The following is a 25,442-nucleotide window of genomic DNA, read 5'->3' on the forward strand; positions in this document are numbered from 1 at the left end:
ATTTTAAAATCGAATTATTCTTCTTTTTTCTCTTCTTTATTTTCTTTAGAATTATTTGCCTTTTCTTTTAATTCTTCAAAATTATGTGCATTTTTAATTTCAATTTGAGTTGGGAAAGGTAAATCTATTCCTGCTTCATCCATCGCATTTTGTGTATTTAAAATAACTTTAGAAAACGCTTTAACAACATCTGGTCTGTCACTATTTGTCCACCATCGAACTCTAATTGTCAACCAACTATCTGCTTGATCCCAAGGTAACACATCTACTGGTTTTTCACTACTTACACCTTCTGTGTTTTCAATAGTTTCTTTTAAAATTTGCATAGCTTTTTCTCTGTCTTGGTCATAACCTAAACCAATATCATATTGCGAACGAATTAAATCGTTAGCAGTAATTACTTTAACAGAATTTGTATAGATTTCACTATTAGGAACAACAATTCTCTTTCCATTGTATTGTCTGATTATTGTCGCTCTCGTTTCAATTCGTTCTACAGTTCCTTCAAAACCATTTACAACAATTTGGTCGCCAATTTCAAAAGGCCTTCTCATCAAAATTAATATACCAGCTAACCAGTTTTGTAAAATGTCTTTAAATGCAAAACCAATGGCTACAGAACTTACACCCAAACCAGCAATTAAATCAGCCGGACTTAAATTAGGAGACATTATCGTTAATGATAGCATTACACCAACTATTAATAAAACCCATTTGGTAAAACTTCCTAAAATTTCTCCGAAATTGTCTCTTCCTCTCTTTTTTAGAAGTTTTTTCACAGTTCTTCCAAAGAAACGAGCGATATAAATAAAAGCAATAAAGACTAAAATTGCGACTAATATATTTGGAATGTTTTTTATAAAACCATCCAACCAAGTGTCTAATTTTTCTATAATACTTTGTGTGTTAACATCTAATTCTCCTTTTTGATCTTTAGGTGTTTCTTGTATAAATAATGATAACATAAGTTTGTTTTTTGATGCAGTAAAATTAAGGACACAAATAGAAATAATTTAACTGAAATCAATTTAACATGAACTCAAAACAAAAAAAGACCATCAATTAAGATGGTCTTTTCTAAACAAACAACTAATTCTAAAACCTTTGATAGTTTAAGAAAATTTTCAATATTTATAAAGTTGTCAGTATGAGTGAAAAGAAAAAATATTTTCTAAACACTCATTTTGACATCAAGAGCTTTTTAGAAGCAGTATTTATTTTCTGCTTTTACTTTTTCTGCGATTTCATTACGTAAATCTACAATATCTGGATAATTCGCATATTTAGTAAAACGCTTTAATCCCATTAATAACATACGTTGCTCATCACCTTCAGCAAAAGAAATAATACTTTCTTTTCCTTTTTCTTCAATCTTATCTACTGCGTGGTATAAATATAATTTAGACATTGCAATTTGTACAGATTGAGAATCTTCTCCAAAACGTTTTGCATTTTTCTCTGTTCTTAAAATTGCAGATTCTGCCATATAGATTTCAATTAAGATATCTGCAGCTGCAATTAATAACTGTTGGTGCTTTTCCATATCAGCTCCATATTTTTGAAGTGCAGAACCAGCTACCATTAAGAACGTTTTTTTCAATTTAGAAATCATGTGTTTTTCTTCAGAAAATAATTCAGAAAAATCTGGAGTTTCAAAAGAAGGAATTCCCATTAAATCTTCTTGTACTTTAGTTGCAGGACCTAATAAATCAACATGACCTTTCATGGCTTTTTTGATTAACATTCCTACAGAAAGCATTCTATTAATTTCGTTTGTTCCTTCGTAAATACGAGCAATTCTAGCATCTCTCCAAGCAGATTCCATAGGAGTTTCTTCAGAGAATCCCATTCCACCAAAAATTTGAATTCCTTCATCTGCACAATTTTGTACATCTTCAGAAACGGCAACTTTTAAAATAGAACATTCAATTGCATATTCCTCAACACCTTTTAACTCTGCTTCTTGATGCGTGTTTCCAGCTTCAACTCTCATTGCAATTCTATCTTCGATATTTTTTGCAGCTCTATAAGAAGCAGATTCACCAACATAAGCATCAGTTGTCATTTCTGCTAACTTTACTTTAATTGCACCAAAATCTGCAATAGGAGTTTTAAATTGTTTACGTTCTGTAGCATATTTTACTGCATGAGTAACAACTCTTCTTTGAGAATCTAAACAAGCCGCAGCTAATTTAATACGACCAACATTTAAAGCATTCATGGCAATTTTAAAACCTTCACCACGACCAGCTAACATATTTTCTACAGGAACGACAGTATCATTAAAAAATACTTGTCTTGTAGATGAAGCTCTAATTCCTAATTTGTGCTCTTCTTCACCTAAAGTAATTCCGTTTGCATTGTCTTTATCATATTCTACAATAAAACCAGTAATGTTTTTATCACCTTCAATACGTGCAAAAACAATCATTAAACGACAAAAACCTGCGTTAGAAATCCACATTTTTTGTCCATTAATCTTGTATGATTTTCCATCAGCAGATAATTCAGCAGTTGTTTTTCCTGAATTGGCATCAGAACCAGCTCCAGGTTCTGTTAAACAATACGCTCCAAACCATTCTCCTGTTGCTAATTTAGGAACATATTTTTCTTTTTGTTCTTGTGTTCCATATAAAGTAATTGGCATTGTTCCAATTCCTGTATGAGCACCAAAAGCAGTACTAAAAGAACCTGTTCCACTTGAAATATAATCACAAGTTAACATTGTAGAAACAAATCCCATTCCTAATCCACCAAATTCTTCAGGTACAGCAACACCTAAAAAACCTAATTCTCCAGCTTTACGCATTACATCTTCTGTTAATGCATAATCTTTAGCTTCAAAACGAGCTTTATGAGGAATGATTTCTCTGTCATTAAATTCCATAACAGCTTCTTTCATCATTTGCTGCTCTTCTGTAAAATCTTCTGGAGTAAAAACGTCTTCACAATTAGTTTCTTTCACTAGGAATTGTCCTCCTCTTAATAATTCTGCCATTTTTGTTGTTTTAATATTTTTAGAAGAAAGAAAAGAGAGAATAGATTCTAGATGATATCTTAAAAATCTTCTGTTTTTTCTTCGAAACTTGTTAATTTTTATTTTGATTAGAAACCAAGATTTCTCTTTATGTTTCTCAACTCTTTGTTCTTAATTAAGGAACTCGAAAATACCTGCAGCACCTTGTCCAGTTCCCACACACATTGTTACCATTCCGTATTTTCCTTGCATATTTCTCTTACGCATTTCGTCGAATAATTGAACAGATAATTTTGCTCCTGTACAACCTAATGGATGTCCTAATGCAATTGCACCACCATTTACGTTAATGATGTCTGCATCTAATCCTAATTCACGAATTACAGCTAAAGATTGAGAAGCAAAAGCTTCGTTCAATTCAATTAAGCTAATGTCTTCTTGTTTTAATCCTGCTTGTTTTAATGCTTTTGGAATTGCAGCAACGGGTCCAATTCCCATAATTCTTGGCTCTACACCAGCTGCAGCGTAACTTACCAATCTTGCAATTGGTTTGATGTTTAATTCCTTTACCATGTCTTCACTCATCACCATAACAAAAGCAGCACCATCACTTGTTTGAGATGAATTACCTGCAGTAACACTTCCGTTCGTTGCAAAAACTGGGCGTAAACGTTCTAGGCCAGCAATGTTAGATCCTTTTCTTGGTCCTTCATCTTTGCTTACTGTATATTTTCTTGTTGCTTTTTTTCCATTTGCATCTACAAAAGTTTCTTCAACTTCTATAGGTACAATTTGATCTTGAAAACGGTCTTCAGCTTGTGCTTTTAATGCTTTTAAATGAGAATTTAAAGCAAACTCATCTTGGTCTTTACGAGAAACATTGTATTTCTCTGCAACAGCTTCTGCTGTGTTTCCCATTCCCCAATAATAATCTGCGTGACCATCTGCAACTGTATCGTAGTTTAACTCTGGTTTAAAACCTGTCATTGGTACAGAACTCATGCTTTCTGCGCCACCTGCAATAATACAATCTGCCATTCCAGATTGAATTTTAGCAACTGCCATTGCAATAGTTTCTATTCCTGAAGAACAAAAACGATTTACGGTTACACCAGGAACATCAACAATTTCTAATCCCATTAAAGAGATTAAACGTGCCATGTTTAGTCCTTGAGAACCTTCTGGCATTGCATTACCAACAATTACATCGTCAATTCGTTTTTTATCGAATTCTGGTAAATTTTTCATTAAATGTTGAATAGTTTCTGCAGCTAATTCATCAGCTCTTTTAAAACGGAATGCACCTCTTTTAGATTTTGCTACTGCTGTTCTATATCCTTGTACTATATATACTGTTTTCATTTTTTTTTAAAGATTTTTAGAGTCAAGAATCAAGAGACAAGACTGTCATGGTTCTTTTATCTTGGTTCTTGGTTCTAATTACGTAACGGTTTCCCAGTTTTTAACATGTGTTGAATACGCTCTAACGTTTTACGTTCTGTACATAAACTTAAAAACGCTTCACGTTCTAAGTCTAATAAATACTGTTCAGAAACTTTTGTTGGTTCTGATAAATCTCCACCAGCCATTACATAGGCTAATTTGTTTGCAATTTTCTGATCGTGTTCAGAAATAAATCTACTTGCTTGCATAGAATCTGTAGCTACCATAAAAGCACCCAAAGCTTGTTTACCTAAAACTAACACGTCTTTACGTGAAACAGGCTGTGTATAACCAGCTTCAGCCATTAAAATAGCGTGTTTTTTTGCTTCAGCAATTTGTCTATCTTTATTTACGACAACAACATCTTTTCCATGTTGAAGTAAACCTAAATCGAAAGCTTCGTAAGCAGAAGTTGCTACTTTTGCAGTACCGATAGTTAAGAAATTTTCTTGTAAAACATTTAACTGAACATCTCCTTTTCTAAAAGTGTCTGATGCACGTAGAGCCATTTCTTTAGAACCACCACCACCTGGAATAACACCTACTCCAAATTCTACTAATCCCATATAAGTTTCTGCTGCTGCAACTACTTTATCTGCATGTAAAGAAATTTCACATCCACCACCTAAAGCCATTCCATGAGGAGCAGAAATAGTTGGAATTGCAGAATAACGCATGCGCATCATTGTATCTTGGAAATATTTAATAGCCATGTTTAGCTCATCATATTCTTGTTCTGCTGCCATCATAAATATCATTCCGATATTTGCTCCAACAGAAAAGTTTGCTGCTTGATTTCCTACAACTAAACCTTGGTAATTTTTTTCAGCTAAATCAATTGCTTTATTAACTGCTGCTAAAACATCACCACCAATTGTATTCATTTTAGATTGGAATTCTAAATTTAAAATTCCATCACCTAAATCTTCAATTACTGCACCAGAGTTTTTCCAAACTTCGCTAGATTTTCTAATATTATCTAAAATGATAAATGAATCTTGACCTGGTTTTTTAGTTTGTTTTTTCGAAGGAATATCATAATAATGAGTTGCTCCTTCTTTTACTGTATAGAAAGATTCGTTACCACTTGCTAACATTTCTGTAACCCAAGTTGCAACTTCATGTCCTTCCGCTTTCATAATCTCAACACCTTTGGCAATACCAACTGCATCCCAAATTTGAAAAGGACCATGTTCCCAACCAAATCCAGCTCTTAAACCATCATCAATTCTATATAATTCGTCAGAAATTTCTGGAATTCTATTTTGAACATAGGCAAACATTGCTCCGAAAGATTTTCTGTAAAATTCTCCAGCTTTGTCTTTTCCAGCAACTAAAACTTTAAATCTATCAGTTACATTATCAATCGTTTTCGTTAATTCTAAAGTTGCAAATTTTGCAGATTTCTTTTCTCTATATTCTAAAGTATTTAAGTCTAATGATAAAATGTTTCTTTTTCCATTAGCATCTTTGGTCATTTTGTAAAAACCTTGTTTGGTTTTACTTCCTAACATTTTGTTTTCCATCATGTGGTTTACAAAATCAGGAATTACAAATTGATCTTTCATTTCATCATTAGGGCAATTGTCTTTTACACCATTTGCTGTGTGAACCAAAGTGTCTAAACCAACTACATCAATTGTTCTAAATGTTGCAGATTTTGGTCTTCCAATAACTGGACCCGTCAATTTATCTACTTCTTCAATAGTTAACCCCATGTCTTTTACAACGTGAAATAAACTCATAATTCCGAAGATTCCAATTCTATTTCCAATAAATGCAGGAGTATCTTTAGCTAAAACAGAAGTTTTACCTAAAAATTTATCTCCATATTCCATTAAGAAATCTGTAACTTCTTGTTTACAGTTTGGTCCTGGAACAACCTCAAATAACTTTAAATATCTTGGAGGATTAAAAAAGTGAGTTACCGCAAAATGCTTTTGGAAATCTTCACTTCTTCCTTCATTCATAAACTTGATAGGAATACCAGAAGTGTTAGAAGTAATTAACGTTCCTGGAGTTCTGTGTTTTTCTAGTTTTTCAAAAACTATTTTTTTGATATCTAGTCTTTCCACAACAACTTCCATAATCCAATCTACATCTGCTACTTTAGCAATATCGTCTTCTAAATTACCAGTGGTAATTCTGTCTGCGAATTTCTTACTATAAATAGGTGAAGGTTTTGAATTTAATGAAGCTGATAATGCATCGTTTACTAAACGATTACGAACAACTTTGTCTTCTAACGTTAATCCTTTTGCTTTTTCTTTGTCGTTTAATTCTCTTGGAACGATGTCCAACAAAAGAACTTCTACGCCAATGTTTGCAAAGTGACATGCAATACCAGATCCCATAATACCGGAACCAATAATTGCTACTTTTTTAATTCTTCTAGTCATTTGTTTGATTTTATACTGCTTTATTACTAACTTCTGAATAAATATCTTTGTCAGCGATTAATTTATTTATAGTTGAGGTTACATTAAAGAAACCTTCCAAATCTTTTTCTGACACATTTTTTGCAACAGTTTCATTAAACTGAATTACATGCCCTTTAGAAACTGCACGCATTTCTTTACCATAATCTGTCAATTTTATGATAACACTTCTTCCATCTTCAGGATTTTTCTCTCTGCAAATAGCACCTTTATCTTCCATATTTTTTAAAATTCTAGAAAGACTTGTTGGTTCCATCCCCATTAAAGGACCTAAAGCTGTAGAAGGAGTTCCGTTTTCTTTATCAATATTTAATAGCACAAAAGCTGTTGCCATTGTACTGTTATGATTTGCTGCCTGTTCATTATACAGCTTTGCAACTGCTTGCCAAGTTGCTCTTAATTGATGATCTATGGATTTATGCTTATTCATTGCATCAAAGATATAAAAATTTATTATGCACGCATAGTAAATTTGAAAAAAGTTATGCGTGCATAGTAAATTTAACAAAAAATTAAGTTGTAACGTTTATGATCATTTATACACTAATAGATAGAAAATATGTAAGTTTGTAGTTACTTGTAGCTTTCAGAAAAACCAATAATAATCGATGAAAAATTTATTAGAAGTTAATAATGTTGTAAAAAATTATGGAGATTTTAGAGCATTAAATGATGTTTCCATTCATATTCCTAAAGGATGTGTTTTTGGCTTATTAGGACCAAATGGCGCAGGAAAAACATCATTAATTAGAATTGTAAATCAAATAACAATGCCAGATGCTGGATCTATTATTTTAGATGGAGAAGCTTTGGCGCCACATCATACTGCACAAATAGGTTATTTGCCAGAAGAAAGAGGTTTGTATAAATCTATGAAAGTTGGTGAACAAGCATTGTATTTAGCACAACTAAAAGGTTTGTCTAAATCTGAAGCTAAAAAACGCTTAAAATATTGGTTCGATAAGTTTGATATTTCTGCATGGTGGAATAAGAAAATCGAAGAATTATCAAAAGGAATGGCGCAAAAAGTACAGTTTATTGTTACGGTTATGCACAATCCTAAATTATTAATTTTTGATGAACCTTTTTCTGGTTTCGACCCAATAAACGCACAATTAATAGCAAAAGAAATTTTACAATTAAGAGATGAAGGCGCAACCATTATTTTCTCGACACATAGAATGGAATCTGTAGAAGAAATGTGTGATGAAATTGCTTTGATAGATAAATCGAATAAAATTTTAGATGGAAAGTTAGTTGACATTAAACGAGAGTTTAGAACACATACTTTTCAAGTTGGTTTAAATACAGCTAACCCAAAAGAAGTGGAGGCTAAATTAAAAGAGAATTTTGAGGTTTTTCCTGCTGATTTTAAGTTATTAGGAAACGAGTTGACTTTAAATGTTAAATTGAATCAGAATAATTCTGCAAACGACTTATTATCATTTCTAACAAGTAGAGGAGAAGTACAGCATTTTGTAGAGTTAATACCAAGTGCAAATGACATTTTTATTCAAGCAATAAATAAAAATAAGTAAGAAAATGAGCAAGTTAAAACTAATTATTCACAGAGAATTTATTGCAAAGGTTAGGAATAAATCATTTTTAATTATGACTTTTTTAAGTCCGATTTTAATGGTTGGGATGGGAGCTTTGGTTTTCTTTTTAATGAAAAAGAACGACGAAAAAATTAAAGAAATTGTATATGTAGACGAATCTGGTTTGTTTTCTAAAGACGATTTTAAAGATACAAAAACAGTTCACTATCAGGACTTTACTCCGTTAGGAATACAAGAAACTAAAAAGAAGGTTGAAGATGGAGATTATTATGGAGTATTATACATTCCGAAGCAAGATAGTTTAGAGATTTTAGCAAAGTCGATTGAGTTTTATTCTAAAGATTCTCCTGGAATGTCTGTAATGAATTCATTAGAAAGTAAAGTTGAAACAAAATTTAGAAATGAAAAACTGAATAATTTTGGCATTGATTTAGAAAAAATAGAAGCATCAAAAATTAATACAAATATTAAAATGTTTAATTTTTCTGGCGAAGAATCATCAAAATTAATAAACGGATTAAAGATTGGAGTAGGAGCAATTGCAGGTTATTTGTTAATGATGTTTGTAATGATTTACGGAACTTCTGTAATGAGAAGTGTTATAGAAGAAAAGACAAGTAGAATTATAGAAATCATTGTTTCATCAGTAAAACCTTTTCAATTAATGTTGGGTAAAATTATTGGTAATGCTTCTGCTGGATTGTTGCAATTCTTTATTTGGGGAATTATTTTATTTATTATTACCACAGTTGCTTCTTCAGTATTTGGTGTAGATGTAGTAGAAATGCAAACATCTAAATTACCAGCAGATCAATTAGAAGCAGCAAAACAAGCAGCTAGTGGAGATAAAATGCAAATTATTGTTCAAGAAATATTAGGATTACCAATTTTAAAGTTGTTTGTATTATTTATCTTTTACTTTTTAGGAGGTTTTATGTTATACAGTTCTATGTTTGCAGCAGTTGGCGCAGCAGTAGATAATGAAACAGACACACAACAATTTATGTTGCCAATTATGTTACCTTTAATTTTAGGAGTTTATGTTGGTTTTGCAACGGTTATAAACGACCCACATGGCTCTATTGCTGTGCTGTTTTCTCATATTCCTTTTACAAGCCCAATAGTTATGTTAATGAGAGTTCCTTTTGGGGTTTCTTGGACAGAATTAGCAATTTCTATGACATTATTATTAGTTACTTTTGTATTTATGGTTTGGTTAGCATCCAAAATTTATAGAGTTGGTATTTTAATGTATGGTAAAAAACCAACTTATAAAGACTTATATAAATGGATAAAATATAAAGGATAAATGCAAGATAAAATTGAGCAAGTAGCAGATACCATTGTAGAAGAAGCAAATTCTATTCTAGACTATACTTTTGTCTTTAGTAAAGAAATAAGCATAACCGTTAAAGGACTTTTGTTTGTTGCGGTTGCACTAATTTTAACAGCTTTTATTCTAAAGTTGGTTAGAAGGTTTATTACTAGAAATATGCCGGCAAATGATAAATATAAATTTATAACTGTTTTCAGTTATATAAGATGGTTTGTCTTTTTGGTAATATTTTTAATAGCAATGCATTCTTCAGGAGTAAATGTTACAGCAGTTTTTGCGGCATCAGCAGCATTGTTAATTGGTGTAGGTTTAGCATTGCAAACATTGTTTCAAGATATTATTTCTGGAATATTTATTTTAGTTGATAAATCTGTTCATGTTGGAGATATTATTGAGTTAGAAGGTAAAGTAGGTCGTGTTTTAGATATTCGTTTAAGAACAACCAGAGCTGTAACTATAGACAATAAGGTTTTGGTAATTCCTAATCATTTATACTTAACTAATATTTTATTTAATTGGACAGAGAATGGGTCAGAAACAAGAGAGTCTGTAACTGTTGGTGTTTCTTATGGAAGCGATGTAGAACTTGTAAAAAAAATCTTGTTAGATACTACTAAAAATCATAATAAAATTTTAAAAATTCCCGAACCAAATGTTTTATTTACAGATTTTGCAGATAGTTCATTAAATTTTAAACTCGTCTTCTCTTTAAATGACAGTTTCGAAACAAGATTTGTGCAAAGTGATTTACGTTTTGCAATAGACAAAGCTTTTAGAGAAAATAATGTAACCATACCTTTTCCACAGAGAGATGTGCATTTTTTTCCACTGAATAAAACTGAAGTTGTTTTAAATGAAAACACTACAAAAGAAAACCTAAAAAAAGAAGAAGATTAATACATACTTATAAAGTATAAAGTTTTTTTTGATAAAAAGATTATCGATAGAACTTTTAAATTTTGAAACTATAAAATGAGTAAAATACTAATAATAGAAGACGAAGCAGCAATTAGAAGAGTTTTAACAAAAATTATTTCTGAAGAAAATGATGCTTATAAGGTTGAAGAAGCAGAAGATGGTTTGTTAGGAATCGAAATGATAAAGAACAACGATTATGATTTAGTTTTATGCGATATTAAAATGCCAAAAATGGATGGTGTAGAGGTTTTAGAAAAAGCTAAAAAGATAAAACCAGAAATACCAATTGTTATGATTTCTGGTCACGGAGATCTAGATACAGCAGTTAATACAATGCGTTTAGGAGCTTTCGATTATATTTCTAAACCACCAGATTTAAACAGACTTTTAAATACAGTTAGGAATGCTTTAGAGAAAAAAGTGTTGGTTGTAGAAAATAAACGTTTAAAGAAAAAAGTTAGTAAGAACTACGAAATGATTGGAGATAGTGATGCAATTTCGCACATTAAAGAAATCATAGAAAAGGTTGCAGCAACAGATGCAAGAGTTCTAATTACAGGACCAAATGGAACAGGAAAAGAACTAGTAGCACATTGGTTACACGAAAAATCAGATAGAGTAAAAGCACCAATGATTGAAGTAAATTGTGCTGCCATTCCATCAGAACTAATAGAAAGCGAACTTTTTGGTCACGTTAAAGGTTCTTTTACCGGAGCAAATAAAGATAGGGCTGGTAAGTTTGAAGCTGCGAATGGTGGAACTATTTTCTTGGATGAAATAGGAGATATGAGTTTATCTGCTCAAGCAAAAGTGCTACGTGCTTTGCAAGAAAGTAGAATTTCTAGAGTAGGATCTGACAAAGACATAAAAGTTAACGTTAGAGTAGTGGCAGCAACAAATAAAAATTTAACAGAAGAAATTGCTGAAGGCAGATTTAGAGAAGATTTATATCACAGATTAGCTGTTATTTTAATTAAAGTACCAGCTTTAAATGAGAGAAGAGAAGATATTCCTTTATTAGTAGAATTTTTCGCTAATAAAATATCTAAAGAACAAGGTACACCCAAAAAGACATTTTCTTTAAATGCAATTAAATTATTGCAAGAATATGATTGGACAGGGAATATTCGTGAATTAAGAAATGTAGTAGAACGTTTAATTATTTTAGGAGAAAAAGAAGTTTCAGAAAATGATGTAAAATTATTTGCTAGTAAATAGTTAAAAAATAGATGACCAAAAAATATATCTATTCGAATTTAACTATTAAAAACCGTTCTTTTTTTAAAAGATTCTCGCACAATAAACGTTTTCAGAAAGCTTTAGAACTAGTAAGTTTTAATGATGAAAGCTCTGTTTTAGATTTTGGAACTGGAGATGGATATTTTTTAAGTTTATTAAGAGAAAAAACCAAAGCAAAAATATCTGGTTATGAGCCTGTAGATGATATGTTTGAGCAATTAGAAAACAATATTTCTGATTCAAGTATCAACTTAATTAATAATTTAGAAAACGTTAGCGACAAATTTAATACAATTTATTGTTTAGAAGTTCTTGAGCATTTTTCTGAAGAATATCAATCTAAATTAATAAATGAAATAAAAAATAAGTTAAAACCTAATGGTAAGATTGTAATTTCGGTTCCTGTGGAAGTTGGTTTTGCATCACTTTTAAAAAATATAGTACGAGTTTCTATTAGTCAGTTAGAGAGAGATACCAATTTTAAGAATATTATAAAAGCCTTATTTTATAGGGATATACAAAGATCTAAAAAAGATAATTATTTCTTAACTCACATTGGTTTTAATTATAAAAAATTAGAAAATGTATTTGAAAAAGAGAGTTTAAAGAGAATTAACAAAGTTTTTTCGCCATTAAGTTTTTTAAGAACCTTAAATACCCAAGTTTTTTATGTTTTAAAATTAAAAGAATAATGTTTATCAATTATTATTTAATTAGTAAATAAAACCAGGAATAAACTAAAAAAAAAAGCCACTTCATTAGAAGCGGCTTTTTTTAATTAAGCTTTTAACTTTATTTTAAATCGAAACGATCTAAATTCATCACTTTAGTCCAAGCAGTTACAAAGTCATTAACAAATTTTTCTTGTCCATCATTTGCTCCGTAAACTTCTGCAATAGCTCTTAATTCTGTGTTAGAACCAAAAATTAAATCAGCACGAGTTCCAGAAAACTTCATAGCATTTGTTCTTCTATCACGTCCAATAAATTCTTTTTCTTCAGAATTAGCAGCTTTCCATGTGAATGAAAAATCAAGAATATTGGCAAAGAAATCGTTTGTTAAATTTCCTATCTTGTCAGTAAAAACACCATGTTTAGAATTGTCATAATTTGCACCTAAAACACGTAAACCACCCACAAGAACGGTCATTTCTGGAATAGAAAGCGTTAATAAATTAGCTTTATCAACTAATAAATCTTCGGCTGCCACATTTTTTAATTTTGGGTTTACATAGTTTCTAAACCCATCTGCTAAAGGTTCTAAATATGCAAAAGATTCTACATCAGTTTGTTCTTGAGAAGCATCTCCTCTTCCTTGAGAAAAAGGAACTGAAATAGAGTGTCCTGCATTTTTTGCAGCTTCTTCAATACCAACATTACCACCTAAAACAATTAAATCAGCTATTGAAACTGTGCCATTAAAATTGGCTTGAATTTTTTCATAAGTAGCTAATACAATTTGTAATTCTTCTGGTTTATTAACATCCCAATTTTTTTGAGGTTCTAAACGGATTCTAGCTCCATTTGCACCACCACGTTTGTCAGAATCTCTATAAGTAGAAGCAGAAGCCCATGCTGTAGAAACTAGTTGAGACACTGTTAAACCACTATCTAAAATCATTTTTTTCAATGATAAAATATCAGTATCAGATAACTTATAATTTACAGTTGGAATTGGATCTTGCCAAAGCAATTCTTCACTTGGAATTTCTGGACCTAAATAACGAGAAATTGGTCCCATATCTCTGTGAGTTAATTTGTACCAAGCTCTAGCAAAAGCATCTTCAAAAGCTTTGTGGTCATTATGAAAACGTTTAGATATTTCTAAATATGTTGGATCCATTTTTAAAGCCATATCAGCAGTAGTCATCATTAAAGCCTGTTTACCATTTGCATCACCAGCTTTAGGAGCCATTCTTGCATTTGACTCAGCAGTAGGTGTCCATTGATGAGCACCAGCAGGACTTTTAGTTAATTCCCAATCATAATTTAATAAAACATCAAAATATTCATTATCCCATCTTGTTGGGTTTGGTGTCCAAGCACCTTCAATTCCACTTGTTATAGTATCATCTAAAACACCCGTTCCAAAAGAATTTTTCCAACCTGTACTCATTTCTTCAATGGAAGCGCCATGAGGCTCTTTACCAACATACTTTTCTGGATCCGCAGCTCCGTGTGCTTTTCCAAAAGTATGACCACCAGCAACTAAAGCCACAGTTTCTTCATCATTCATAGCCATACGTTCGAACGTAATCTTAATATCATGAGCAGACTTTAAAGGATCTGGAACGCCATTTGGCCCTTCAGGATTTACATAAATTAAGCCCATGTGTGCTGCTCCTAAATGACCTTCTAAATCACCATCACTTGTGTCATATCTCTCATCATTATCTAACCAACCTGTTTCACTTCCCCAATAAATATCTTGTTCTGGCTCCCAAACATCTTCTCTTCCTCCAGCAAAACCAAAAGTAGGAAAGCCCATAGATTCTAAAGCACAATTTCCTGCAAGAATCATTAAGTCTGCCCAAGAAATTTTATTTCCATATTTCTTTTTTATAGGCCATAATAACAAACGAGCTTTGTCTAAATTACCATTGTCTGGCCAACTATTTAAAGGAGCAAAACGTTGGTTTCCAGATGCTGCACCACCTCTTCCATCTCCAACTCTGTAAGTTCCAGCGCTGTGCCAAGCCATACGAATCATAAAACCACCATAATGACCATAATCTGCAGGCCACCAATCTTGTGAATCTGTCATTAAGTTGGTAACATCTTTTTTTAATGCATCAAAATCTACACTATTGAATGCTGATGCATAATCAAAATCTTCTCCCATTGGATTTGATTTTGAAGCATTTTGACGTAAAATATTTAATTTTAATTCATTTGGCCACCAATCTCTATTGCTTGTTCCTCCGCCAGCAGATTTTTTTTGAGTACCGCCCATAAAAGGACATTTACTAGCATCTTCATTTATATCAAAACTATCAGTATTATTCATTGTGAAATTTTTTTAAGTTTAATAATTTCAAATTTACAATTTTTTGAAACGCATTCATCAATTAGTTTTATTTATAGTTTTTATATTAAAATAGATTTTAATTATTTATTGTTGATTTCTTTAAATCTTATTTTAAGAATTTCTAACATAAATAAATCTTATTGTAATATAAAAAATAAAAGTTTTAGAGTTTTTTTTAGGCTGTATTTACAGTGTATATTTGTACCAGAAATAAAGAATATTTAACATTAAAAATTATATAAAAATGGCAACAATAGTAGGTAAGAAATTTCCAGATTTAAATGTAGACGCAATGAATGAAATGGGTGATACATTTAAGGTAAATGTTTTAGAGGAAGCAGTTAATAACAAGAAGAAAGTGTTATTATTTTGGTATCCTAAAGATTTTACATTTGTATGTCCTACAGAATTACATGCTTTTCAAGCAGCTTTAGGAGAATTCGAAAAAAGAAATACAGTTGTAATTGGTGCTTCTTGTGATACTCCAGAAGTACATTTTGCTTGGTTAAGCACTTCTAAAGATAATGGTGGAATTGAAGGTGTAACTTACCCAATTTTAGCAGACTCTAATCGTAATTTATCATCAATTTTAGGGATCTTAGATATTACAAACGAAACTTTTGATGAGGTTTCTCAAACAATTCAAGTTGAGGGAGATAATGTAACTTATAGAGCTACTTATTTAATTGACGAAGAAGGAACTGTTTTTCATGAAGGAATTAATCATATGCCAGTTGGTAGAAATGTAAATGAGTTTTTACGTTTAATTGATGCATATTCTCATGTTCAAACAAACGGAGAAGTTTGTCCAGCAAACTGGGAAGAAGGTAAAGATGCAATGTCGCCAAACGCAAAAGGTACAGCTGCATATTTAGCAAGTCATTAATAAATTAAAAAGGAAAACATTCGTGTTTGCGTTGGGGGACAAGAGCACGAATCCTTTTAAAAAATAAATAGTTATGGTACAAGAATTAACAGAAGACAATTTACAAGTTATTGTAAATGGAAACGAAAAAGTAATTGTACAATACTCTGCAACATGGTGTGGAAATTGTAGAATTATGAAGCCAAAGTTTAAGAAATTGGCAACAGAAATGGATACAATTAAGTTTGTAATTGTTGATGCAGAAAAGTTTCCAGAAAGTAGAAAATTAGCAGACGTAAGTAATTTACCAACATTTGCAATTTTTGAAAATGGAGAAAAGAAAAATCAAACTCAAACGAACAAGTTTGATGTTTTAAAAGATTTAGTTAACGAATTAGTTTAAGTTATGAAATTACCAGTAATTAAGCATTTGACTAGTTTTATTGAAGAAAACGATCAAGATTACGTTTTAGAAACGATTGAAACATTAGAGGCTTTAACTGAAGTTCCTTCATTAAAAGATGAAGAATTAGATGTTATTGGTGAGTTAATTTCTAATATGTATGGTGCTATTGAAGTAGATAAAATGGTAAAAGAAGGTACACCTAAAAAAGATGCGTTAAATACTTTTATGAAACGTGTTTTAGGATCTATAGATAACTAACTTTAGTTAATATAATTTTACAAATCCCAAGTTTTATTAACTTGGGATTTTTTTATGCTTGGTGATTTTTAATAATAAAGTTTGCCATTTCTTTACCCCAAACTTGGTACGTTAATTCAGATGGATGTACACCATCACTAAAATAAATTTTAGAATCGTTATTTGGTAAAGAATGTCTTTCACTCCAGGTTTTTAACGTTACAATTTCTGAATTGTAAAAGGCATTTTCTTTTGTGTCTGTTGTAACTTTTAATCGTTTACCTAAAATTTCTACTAAATTGCCAATCACAAATTTTATGGCTTTTGTAAATGCAGGAAACTCTTTTATTGGTGGCATATTTGTAAAATAAATAGGAGTTTTCGGGAATTTATTCTGAATTTTATTAATTAAGTTTTCAATATCATTTACCCATTTATTAGGAGAATTTAAAGTAAAAGCATCATTTCCACCCATTCCAATTACAATAATATCAGCTTTTGTTTCTTCAATTTTTGGAATGATATTTTTAGAAACTTGTTTTACAGTAAAACCACTTTTGGCATACACTCGCCAATTAATATTACATTGTAACTCTGTAGAAAGTGTATTTGCTAAAGCACCTGTAAATCCGTTTTTATGAAAATCGACACCAACTCCAGCAATAGTACTTTCACCAATAGATAAAATGTTTAAAGTGTTTTTGAAATTACCATTTACAAAACCTTTTGGTTCTTTTGCTTCAGGTAGTTTTGGTACTTTTTTTCTAATATTTTTTCCTTGAAAAAGTAAAATAGGTAAAAGTGGAATGGAAATTACACAACCTAAAAAATAACGAAGTTTACTATTCATCATTATTTTTTTCTTCATTAACCTTTTTAATAATTGCCTTTAAACGCTCTTTGTGTAGCTGTTTTTCTAACTTCACTTTATTGATTTTTCGATTCATCAATTTAGTGTGTTTAGCTTTATTGAGTGTGTTTTTCGCTTTTCCTTTTTTAGGCATTTTTAATGGTTGGATTTTGAAGATTCGCTAACGGTCTTGTATATGGCTCGTAGCGTGATTTTATACTAAATTAATAAATAATTACTGACAAAGAAAATCCGAGAGGATTTTCGCAAGTAAGCAAAAAGCCAGCAATAAATTATATATGTTGTTGGCTGTAGTAATTTGTACAGTTTTCTTTCGTTAATAATTCTCCATTATATTCAACTTTTTCAAATCCAGCATTATCAAAACGTACTTGCGAAATTTTTGCTTTATTCAAATTTACATTATTCAAAACTGTGTCATAAAAACAAGCACCTTCTAAATTAGCGTTTTCAAAATTCACATTCTTAAATTTTGTTCCTCTAAAATTAACTCCACTTAAATCAGAGTTGCTAAAATCACAATCTGTAATTGTTGATTCTTTTATTTCAATTGGACTTAAAAAAGAATTTTTAAAATTACAGTTTTTTAAAAACACATTATTCATTTCTGAAACACTCCAATATGAAAATTGATATTTATTTAGAAAATTGATGTTTTCAAAATTTCCATTTTCCGATGTTATGTTACTAAAATCACAACTATTTTCAATAACAACATTCTTTAAATTACAATTTGATAAATTTGCTCTATTGAAGTCAATTTTTATAAAACTTAAATTGTTCAAGTCGATATTTTTCAAGTCTAAACCTTTGAAGTTAATCCTTTGATTTCTTGGTTTAGCAATAATTTTTATTATTTCTTTTCTATTTAAATCCATTTCGATTTTTTTATTACAGCCAACTTTAATGATAAGGTGAGTTTTTAATTCACTTTATGATGAGTTAGCGAAGTTAATTTTTTTCAAGCCAACAAACAAACTAAACTAATTCCCTAAAAGTATCAATTTGAGTTTTAGCATCTTCATCAATTTCATCACCAGAAAACCAAGCATGTGTGTCTCCTAGATAATTCATTCCTAAATAATTGGCGCTTTCTATAAATGGCATTGTAAAACCAACTTTTAAATCGTTTGCTGTAGAGTTACTAATCATTGCCATGTTTTTACCACGTAATTGTTTGCCAAGTTCTTTTTTGTAATGCAATAAATCGGACATTCGATCAAAAAAATCTTTTAGAATTCCACTCATGCTATACCAATACACAGGAGTTGCAAAAATTATGGTATCGTAATTCGCTATTATTTCTTCCATTAAAGGGAGAAAATCATCAGCAGCATTTGCAAAATCATAATCAAAAGGACCAATATTTTTTGTTTTTAAATCCACAACATCAAACTGATTGTTTTTGTTTAGATAATTTATAACTTTATGTGTGTTTCCTAAACTTTTAGAACTTCCTTGTATAATTATTGTTTTATTCATTTTATAAAAGTCAGTCTTTAAAATCGATTTTTTATGAAATAATTATCATTTTAATTGATAAATGCTAAGAGAAAACCAATAGATAAACCACTATTTTTTTTATCTTTAGGAATTAATTAGCAGGATGATGAAATTAGAGAAATACAAAGTAAATAACACCATTAAATTAAAAGATTTCAATACAAAAGAAGTCGAAGAAAATGCTAAAAAAGCACTAAATAAAGTCAGTAAAAAGTTAGCGAAATTACAAAACACCATGTATGCAGAAGGCAAATATAGTGCGTTAATTTGCTTACAAGGAATGGATACTTCTGGTAAAGACAGCTTAATTAGAGAGGTTTTTAAAGAATTTAATGCACGTGGTGTAGAGGTACACAGTTTTAAAGTACCTACAGAATTAGAGTTGCAACACGATTTTTTATGGCGCCATTATATTGCATTGCCAGCCAAAGGAAAAGTGGCTGTTTTTAACAGAACACATTACGAAAATGTTTTGGTAACAAGAGTGCATCCTGGTTATATTTTTGGTGAAAATATTCCGTCTGTAAAAAGTTTAGACGATTTAGACGATGCTTTTTATCATGATAGAATGGACAGAATTAACGATTTCGAAAATCATTTGGTTAAAAACGGAACTATTGTTTTAAAGTTCTTTTTAAATTTATCTAAAGACGAACAAAAAAATAGACTATTAAGACGATTAAATATTCCTGAAAAGAATTGGAAATTTTCTGCGGGAGATCTAAAAGAACGCAAATTGTGGGATAAATATCAATTCTGTTATGAAGATTTATTAAATAGAACTTCTAAAGAAAATGCACCTTGGTTTATAATTCCTGCAGATGATAAGCCAACTGCTAGATTAATTTTAGCAGAAATTTTACTAGAGGAATTAAAAAAGTATAATTTTAAAGAACCTTCATTGCCAGCCAAAATGCAAGCACAAGTAGAAGAATTTAAAGCACAATTAAATAACGAATAAGTTAATGGAATTAGATTTAAAAAAACCAATCGTATTTTTCGATTTAGAAACAACAGGAGTTAATATTGCTTCAGATAGAATTGTAGAAATTGCAATTTTAAAGGTTTTTCCTAACGGAAATAAAGAAAGTAAAACTTGGTTGGTAAACCCAGAAATAGAAATTCCACAAGGAGCAATAGATGTACATGGAATTACCAATGAAAAAGTGGTTACAGAACCAACTTTTAAAGAATTGGCAAGCGAAGTAAGTAAAATGATTGAAGGTTGCGATTTGGCAGGTTTTAACTCTAATAGATTCGATATTCCACTTTTAGCAGAAGAATTAATGCGTGCTGGAATCGATTTTGATATGAAAAATAGAAAAGCAATTGACGTGCAAGTTATTTTTCATAAAAAAGAACAAAGAACTTTAAGTGCTGGCTATCAATTTTACTGCGGAAAAGAATTGGAAGGCGCACATGGAGCAGAAGCAGATACCAATGCAACGTATGAAATTTTGTTAGCGCAAGTAGACAAATACGAAGATATTGGAAATTCTGTAGATGCTTTAAGCGAATTTTCAACACATGGTGAAAGAGCAGATTTTGCAGGTTTTATTTTGATGAATGAAGAAAAACAAGAAATTTTCTCTTTCGGAAAATACAAAGGAAGAACTGTAGAAGAAGTATTTAAAGAAAATCCTGGGTATAATAATTGGATTCAGAATGCAGATTTTCCTCTTTATACAAAAAAGGTTTTAAAAGAAATAAAAGAAAGAATGTCTGCTCCAAAAGACACCATGTCTGAAGCAGATAAGTTACAGGCTTTGCAGCAGAAGTTTAATTTACGATAGATTTTTAGATTTATAGTAAGTCTAAATATCTAACAGTTTAAATATCTAAAACATGTTTACAGCATATAAAAATTTACCAAATAATTCTCGAGTTTGGATTTATCAATCTGACAGGGAGTTTACAAATAAAGAAATCGAGTTTATTTCAGCAAAAGCAGAAGAATTCATTAATCAATGGACGCGTCATGGAGACGATTTAAAAGGATCATTTACCATAAAGTACAATCAGTTTTTAGTATTGGCAGTAGATGAAAGTTTTAATAACGTATCTGGTTGTTCTATAGATAGTTCTGTTCGTTTTATTCAGCAATTAGAAAATGAATTACAGTTAGATTTAATGAACAAAATGAATGTTACTTTTAAAGATAATGACACGATTAATTTAGTGAAATTGTCTGATTTTCAGAATTTTGCAAAAGAAAGAAAAGTAACCTCGGAAACCATTGTTTTTAATAATATGGTAAATTCTAAAGAAGAATTTGAAAACAATTGGGAAGTTCCTGCAAAAGAAAGTTGGCACAAACGCTTTTTGGTATAACTTTTGATTTTAGATTACAGCATTAAGTTAACAAACAAGTTGCGTTAAGGATTGAGCGGTCTGTTTGAGCTCTCTCGCTTTTTAGCGAGAAGCGAGTAGCGAAAGCCTGTTAAAACGCCCAAAAAATATTTAAAATAAAGAATGAAGAAAAAGTTAGCACTTATAGTATTATTGATTTCCGTTTTCGGTTTTCAAGCCCAAAGTATAGATCCTTTAAGAACGAAAGATTTTGAAGCTCAAAAAATTTGGGTAGATAGTATTTTAAATAATATGTCTACTGATGAAAAAATAGGACAGTTATTTATGGTGCAAGCCTATTCTAATTTAGATAAAAAACACGAAGATTTTATTACGGAAATGATTACAAAATATCATGTTGGTAATTTAATTTTTATGCAAGGAACTCCAGAAAAACAAGCAGAGTTAAATAACAAATATCAAGCTGCAGCAAAAGTACCATTAATGATTGGTTTTGATGGAGAATGGGGTTTAGATATGCGTTTAGATAATACATACAGATTTCCTTGGAACATGACTTTAGGTGCTATTAGAAACGATTCTTTGGTAAAACAGTTTGGCGAACATTTAGGGAAACATTGCAAACGATTGGGGATTCATGTAAACTTTGCGCCTGTTGTAGATATTAATGTAAATCCAGAAAACCCAATTATTGGAAACCGCTCTTTTGGTGAAAGTAAAGAAAATGTAACACAAAAAGCAATTGCTTTTACACAAGGAATGCAAAGTTATGGCGTTTTAGCCAACGCAAAACATTTTCCTGGACATGGAGATACAGCTGCAGATTCTCATCATACCTTACCTTTTTTAGATTTTGATATGGCTCGTTTAGATTCCATAGAATTATATCCTTACAAAAGAGTTTTCGATGCAGGAATGACAAGTGTTATGACCGCACATTTAAGCATACCAAGTTTAGAACCAAATACAAGTTTACCAACTTCTTTGTCTAAAAAAGTAGTAACAGATTTGTTGCAACAAAAAATGGGTTTTTTAGGGTTGATAATTACTGATGGTTTAAACATGAAAGGTGCAACTGATTATGCAACCTCTGCAGAAATAGATTTGGCTGCCATACAAGCAGGAAATGATCTATTGTTAATTCCGCAAGATGTGCCAGCAACTGTAAAGTTGATGAAAAATGCCATTGCTTTAAAAACGCTTTCAGAAGAACGTTTAGATTTTTCTGTCCGTAAAATTTTAAAAGCTAAATATTGGGCAGGTTTACATAATTATAAACCAATAGTTTTAGAAAATTTACGAGAAGATTTAAATACGGTAGAAGACGATTTATTACACAGAGAGTTGGTGAAAAATTCTATTACCGTTGTTAAAAATTTACAGGGAAATATCCCTATTAGAAATTTGGAAAAAAAGAAAATTGCTTATGTAGAGTTAGGTGATGATTCTGGAGAATCTTTTGTAAAAATGCTAAAGAACTACACCAAAGTAGATGTCATTTCTGATAAAAATTTAGACCAAGTTCTTAAAAAGTTAAAACCATACAATTCAGTAATTATTGGTTTTCATAAATCTAATTTACATCCTTGGAAAAGTTATAAGTTTAGCAATAAAGAATTGGTTTGGTTGCAAGAAATTGCCAGGGAAAAAGATGTTATTTTAGATGTTTTTACAAGTCCTTATAGTTTGTTACAAGTAAAATCTTTTACAAATATCGAGAATATTATTGTTTCGTATCAGAATAGTAAATTGGCGCAAGAACTTTCTGCACAATTAATTTTTGGAGCTTTTGGAGCAAAAGGAAAATTACCAGTTTCTATTAGAGATGAATATGCAGAAGGCCATGGTTTAATAACTTCTAATTTAAGTAGATTTGAATATACAACACCAGAAGCGGCTAAATTATCATCAAAAAAATTAGCGTTGATAGATAAAATGGCAGACACTATTTTAAAAGAAAAAATGGCGCCAGGTTTTCAAGTATTAGTTGCAAGAAACGGAAAAGTTGTTTTTAATAAAAGTTATGGATATCATACAGACGAAAAAAGAATTCTTGTAGAAAATTCAGATTTGTATGATTTGGCTTCTTTAACTAAAATTTTAGCGTCTCTTCCTCTAATTATGAAAGCAGAAGAAGAGCATAAGCTTCCTTTGTCTGCCAGCCTAAAAGATATTCTGCCAAGTTTTACAAGTTCTAATAAAGAAAAGGTTACTGTAAAAGAAATTTTATCGCATTTCGGACAATTAAAAGCTTGGATTCCTTTTTACAAAGACACGCAAGACAGTATTTCTGGTAAAAATTTGGCTACGTTTTATAGAAAGAAAAAATCGAATAAATTCGATATTAAAGTTGCAGAAAATTTATTTCTAAAACACAATTACAAAGACAGTATTTATAAATACATAAAAGAAGCAGACCAGAGAGAAAGAACAGGTTATAAATACAGCGATTTAGGGTATTATTTGTTTAAAGAAGCATTAGAAAATCAATATAAAAAGCCATTAAATACCTTGGTAGACGAAGAGTTTTATCAATCTTTAGGTGCAGATAGAACCACTTATTTGCCCTTAAAAAAATTTACTAGAAACGATATTGTTCCTACTGAAAAAGACGATTATTACAGAAAACAATTATTGCAAGGTTATGTGCATGACATGGGCGCAGCAATGATGGGTGGAGTAGGAGGTCATGCAGGTTTATTTGCCAATGCAAATGACGTTGCAAAAATTATGCAAATGTATTTACAGAAAGGTTTTTATGGAGGTAAACGTTACTTAAAAACAGAAACTGTAGACAAATTTAATCATCGTTATTTTTCTAACGAAAAAGTTCGTAGAGGTTTAGGTTTCGATAAACCACAACTAAATCCAAGAGTAAAAGCAACCTGTGGTTGTGTTTCCGATGAAAGTTTTGGGCATTCTGGTTTTACGGGCACGTACACTTGGGCAGATCCACAAAGCGGAATTGTTTATGTGTTTTTATCTAACAGAGTGTATCCTACAATGGAAAACAGAGGTTTAATTAAGAGCAATGCACGTACTAAAATACAGCAGATAATTCAAGATGCTATTTTGGATTAGAAGCTATTTCCTGCTTTCACTACTCGCTTTTTTTTATGCTGAATTTATTTCAGCACTTCATCTTTTTAAAAAGTAATTTCATTATTGTAACAGATACTGAATCGAGTTCAGCATAAAAAAAGAGCTTAAACAAGCCGTTCAATCAGGGCTAAACTCGTTTGCCAGCTTCAGTGAATTCTTTATGCTTTTTTGCATTTGTAGGTGCAAATTTCGTATAAATCAAAATCAATAAACCAGAAAGAGTTAAGTAAAACCAACCTACCAAATTACCGTAAAAAAAAGAGATAGCCCAAGCTTGTAAACTATAAAATAAAGTGCAAAGAAAGAGGTTTAAACTAAAACGAAAGGTGTCTATAAACTCAATTTCATCAATTTTTTTAGAAGCTTTTTTCCATAATAAAAAAGGAATGATACTATTTAATATAATGAGATAAAATAATGGTTTTAAAAAGTTTCTTTTTGCTGGTTTTATATAAGGTATGGCATTGTTTTTAATCATTGCATTTACTTCATCAACTTTTGTAAAATCTACTTGTGCTTTATTTAATTGTTGTAAAGTTTTCTCGTAATTTTCATCATCATCAATATGTACAATTAAATTTTTTAGTTGTTTTGTAACTTCAGCTTTTAAAACATTAATGGCTTTTGCTTGTGCATTTTCTTCAAAAATCTGTCTAGTTGCAATTGGTGCTCCGTAATTTATACAAACTTTAGCTGGAAAATCTGATGGATGTTGATACGTAATTCCAACAGGAACTACTTTTATCTCTAAATTTGGATGCTTTTCTAAAGCGCCAGAAACAATTCTGGTAAATCCTTTGCTTAAAGGTCTTACAGTTCTTTTTTTGTCATGACTTCCTTCAGGAAAAATCATTAAAGTTTCTCCTTTGTGTAAAATACTAAAACACTTTTCGAAAATTTCTTGATTGTTTGCCAATTGTTTAATTCCGTCTCTAATTCTATAGATAGGCATTAAATATAAAGACTCTAAAATCTTTTTAATAAAAGGATTCTTAAAAGAAGCCGCTCTTACTAAAAAATGATTTTGTCTAGAATTTGTGGTGGTCACATATAAAGGATCTACCAAACCATTTGGGTGATTTACAGCGAATAAAACAGCACCTTTTTTGGGGATATTTTTACTACCTAAAACTCTAATTTTTTTACTGTAAAAAAAAAGGCCAATTTTTATATAACACCAAACAAGCCTAAACCAAATTTTCTGAATCATA

23 protein-coding genes are annotated in these 25,442 nt (G+C 30.7%); 12 read left to right on the top strand and 11 right to left on the bottom strand.

Features of this window, described 5'->3' with window-relative positions; genetic code table 11:
* Nucleotides 1–14 precede the first annotated feature (14 nt).
* The 5 genes from H9W90_RS01845 to H9W90_RS01865 form a co-directional block, all read right to left on the bottom strand.
* Nucleotides 15–965 (bottom strand): mechanosensitive ion channel family protein, encoded by a 951-nt coding sequence (locus tag H9W90_RS01845; RefSeq protein ID WP_187482781.1) that lies wholly within the window; start codon nt 963–965, stop codon nt 15–17.
* A 236-nt stretch (nt 966–1,201) separates the two neighbouring features.
* Nucleotides 1,202–2,998, bottom strand: coding sequence for an acyl-CoA dehydrogenase FadE (locus H9W90_RS01850; protein WP_187482782.1), 1,797 nt, complete (start codon nt 2,996–2,998; stop codon nt 1,202–1,204).
* Nucleotides 2,999–3,148: 150 nt separating this feature from the next.
* Complete coding sequence (locus H9W90_RS01855; RefSeq protein ID WP_187482783.1) at nt 3,149–4,339, bottom strand: acetyl-CoA C-acyltransferase; 1,191 nt, start codon at nt 4,337–4,339, stop codon at nt 3,149–3,151.
* Nucleotides 4,340–4,413: 74 nt separating this feature from the next.
* A complete protein-coding gene (locus H9W90_RS01860) occupies nt 4,414–6,819 on the bottom strand; it encodes a 3-hydroxyacyl-CoA dehydrogenase/enoyl-CoA hydratase family protein (protein ID WP_187482784.1) in 2,406 nt (801 codons plus the stop codon).
* Nucleotides 6,820–6,829: 10 nt separating this feature from the next.
* Nucleotides 6,830–7,288 carry a MarR family winged helix-turn-helix transcriptional regulator gene (locus H9W90_RS01865; protein ID WP_187482785.1) on the bottom strand — a complete coding sequence of 153 codons (459 nt, stop codon included), beginning with the start codon at nt 7,286–7,288 and terminating at the stop codon, nt 6,830–6,832.
* A gap of 178 nt (nt 7,289–7,466) precedes the next feature.
* On the opposite strand from H9W90_RS01865, the gene H9W90_RS01870 reads away from it, so the two are divergent.
* The 5 genes from H9W90_RS01870 (at nt 7,467) to H9W90_RS01890 (ending at nt 12,602) form a co-directional block, all read left to right on the top strand.
* Nucleotides 7,467–8,396 carry an ABC transporter ATP-binding protein gene (locus H9W90_RS01870; RefSeq protein WP_187482786.1) on the top strand — a complete coding sequence of 310 codons (930 nt, stop codon included), beginning with the start codon at nt 7,467–7,469 and terminating at the stop codon, nt 8,394–8,396.
* A gap of 4 nt (nt 8,397–8,400) precedes the next feature.
* Nucleotides 8,401–9,726 (top strand): ABC transporter permease, encoded by a 1,326-nt coding sequence (locus H9W90_RS01875; protein WP_187482787.1) that lies wholly within the window; start codon nt 8,401–8,403, stop codon nt 9,724–9,726.
* Entirely contained in the window at nt 9,727–10,650 is a 924-nt protein-coding gene (locus H9W90_RS01880) for a mechanosensitive ion channel family protein (RefSeq protein WP_187482788.1), read from the top strand. It begins immediately after the preceding gene.
* Nucleotides 10,651–10,725: 75 nt separating this feature from the next.
* Entirely contained in the window at nt 10,726–11,889 is a 1,164-nt protein-coding gene (locus H9W90_RS01885) for a sigma-54-dependent transcriptional regulator (protein WP_187482789.1), read from the top strand.
* 11 nt (nt 11,890–11,900) lie between these two features.
* Nucleotides 11,901–12,602 (top strand): class I SAM-dependent methyltransferase, encoded by a 702-nt coding sequence (locus H9W90_RS01890; protein WP_187482790.1) that lies wholly within the window; start codon nt 11,901–11,903, stop codon nt 12,600–12,602.
* Between the two features lie 100 nt (nt 12,603–12,702).
* Here H9W90_RS01890 and katG read toward each other — a convergent pair whose 3' ends face one another.
* Entirely contained in the window at nt 12,703–14,916 is a 2,214-nt protein-coding gene (katG, locus tag H9W90_RS01895; RefSeq protein WP_187482791.1) for a catalase/peroxidase HPI, read from the bottom strand.
* A gap of 265 nt (nt 14,917–15,181) precedes the next feature.
* On the opposite strand from katG, the gene H9W90_RS01900 reads away from it, so the two are divergent.
* The 3 genes from H9W90_RS01900 (at nt 15,182) to H9W90_RS01910 (ending at nt 16,466) form a co-directional block, all read left to right on the top strand.
* The gene (locus H9W90_RS01900) at nt 15,182–15,823 is read left to right on the top strand and encodes a peroxiredoxin (RefSeq protein WP_187482792.1); all 642 of its coding nucleotides are present in this window, start codon (nt 15,182–15,184) and stop codon (nt 15,821–15,823) included.
* Nucleotides 15,824–15,896: 73 nt separating this feature from the next.
* Nucleotides 15,897–16,205: a thioredoxin family protein gene (locus H9W90_RS01905; RefSeq protein ID WP_187482793.1), complete on the top strand. Its 309-nt coding sequence runs from the start codon at nt 15,897–15,899 to the stop codon at nt 16,203–16,205.
* 3 nt (nt 16,206–16,208) lie between these two features.
* Nucleotides 16,209–16,466, top strand: a complete 258-nt coding sequence (locus tag H9W90_RS01910; protein WP_187482794.1) for a DUF6952 family protein — start codon at nt 16,209–16,211, stop codon at nt 16,464–16,466.
* 52 nt (nt 16,467–16,518) lie between these two features.
* Here the strand turns inward: H9W90_RS01910 and H9W90_RS01915 are convergent, their stop codons facing one another.
* From H9W90_RS01915 to H9W90_RS01930, 4 genes are all read right to left on the bottom strand, one after another.
* Nucleotides 16,519–17,313, bottom strand: a complete 795-nt coding sequence (locus H9W90_RS01915; protein WP_187482795.1) for an SGNH/GDSL hydrolase family protein — start codon at nt 17,311–17,313, stop codon at nt 16,519–16,521.
* Nucleotides 17,288–17,449, bottom strand: a complete 162-nt coding sequence (locus H9W90_RS01920; RefSeq protein ID WP_187482796.1) for a hypothetical protein — start codon at nt 17,447–17,449, stop codon at nt 17,288–17,290. Before H9W90_RS01920 ends, H9W90_RS01915 begins: the two co-directional genes overlap by 26 nt.
* Before the next feature lie 139 nt (nt 17,450–17,588).
* Nucleotides 17,589–18,194 (bottom strand): pentapeptide repeat-containing protein, encoded by a 606-nt coding sequence (locus H9W90_RS01925; RefSeq protein ID WP_187482797.1) that lies wholly within the window; start codon nt 18,192–18,194, stop codon nt 17,589–17,591.
* A gap of 100 nt (nt 18,195–18,294) precedes the next feature.
* On the bottom strand, nt 18,295–18,798 hold the full coding sequence (locus H9W90_RS01930; RefSeq protein ID WP_187482798.1) for a flavodoxin family protein: 504 nt from the start codon (nt 18,796–18,798) through the stop codon (nt 18,295–18,297).
* Between the two features lie 127 nt (nt 18,799–18,925).
* Here H9W90_RS01930 and H9W90_RS01935 point away from each other — a divergent pair, with 127 nt between their 5' ends.
* From H9W90_RS01935 to H9W90_RS01950, 4 genes are all read left to right on the top strand, one after another.
* A complete protein-coding gene (locus H9W90_RS01935) occupies nt 18,926–19,780 on the top strand; it encodes a PPK2 family polyphosphate kinase (protein WP_187483909.1) in 855 nt (284 codons plus the stop codon).
* A 4-nt stretch (nt 19,781–19,784) separates the two neighbouring features.
* Entirely contained in the window at nt 19,785–20,612 is an 828-nt protein-coding gene (locus H9W90_RS01940; protein WP_187482799.1) for a 3'-5' exonuclease, read from the top strand.
* A 52-nt stretch (nt 20,613–20,664) separates the two neighbouring features.
* Nucleotides 20,665–21,150, top strand: a complete 486-nt coding sequence (locus tag H9W90_RS01945) for an ABC transporter ATPase (protein ID WP_187482800.1) — start codon at nt 20,665–20,667, stop codon at nt 21,148–21,150.
* A 141-nt stretch (nt 21,151–21,291) separates the two neighbouring features.
* Nucleotides 21,292–24,210, top strand: coding sequence for a serine hydrolase domain-containing protein (locus H9W90_RS01950; RefSeq protein ID WP_187482801.1), 2,919 nt, complete (start codon nt 21,292–21,294; stop codon nt 24,208–24,210).
* Nucleotides 24,211–24,358: 148 nt separating this feature from the next.
* On the opposite strand, the gene H9W90_RS01955 is transcribed toward H9W90_RS01950, so the two are convergent.
* Nucleotides 24,359–25,441 (bottom strand): lysophospholipid acyltransferase family protein, encoded by a 1,083-nt coding sequence (locus tag H9W90_RS01955; protein ID WP_187482802.1) that lies wholly within the window; start codon nt 25,439–25,441, stop codon nt 24,359–24,361.
* Nucleotide 25,442 lies beyond the last annotated feature (1 nt).

The organism is Polaribacter pectinis (assembly GCF_014352875.1).
GTDB classification, from domain to species: Bacteria; Bacteroidota; Bacteroidia; order Flavobacteriales; family Flavobacteriaceae; genus Polaribacter; species Polaribacter pectinis.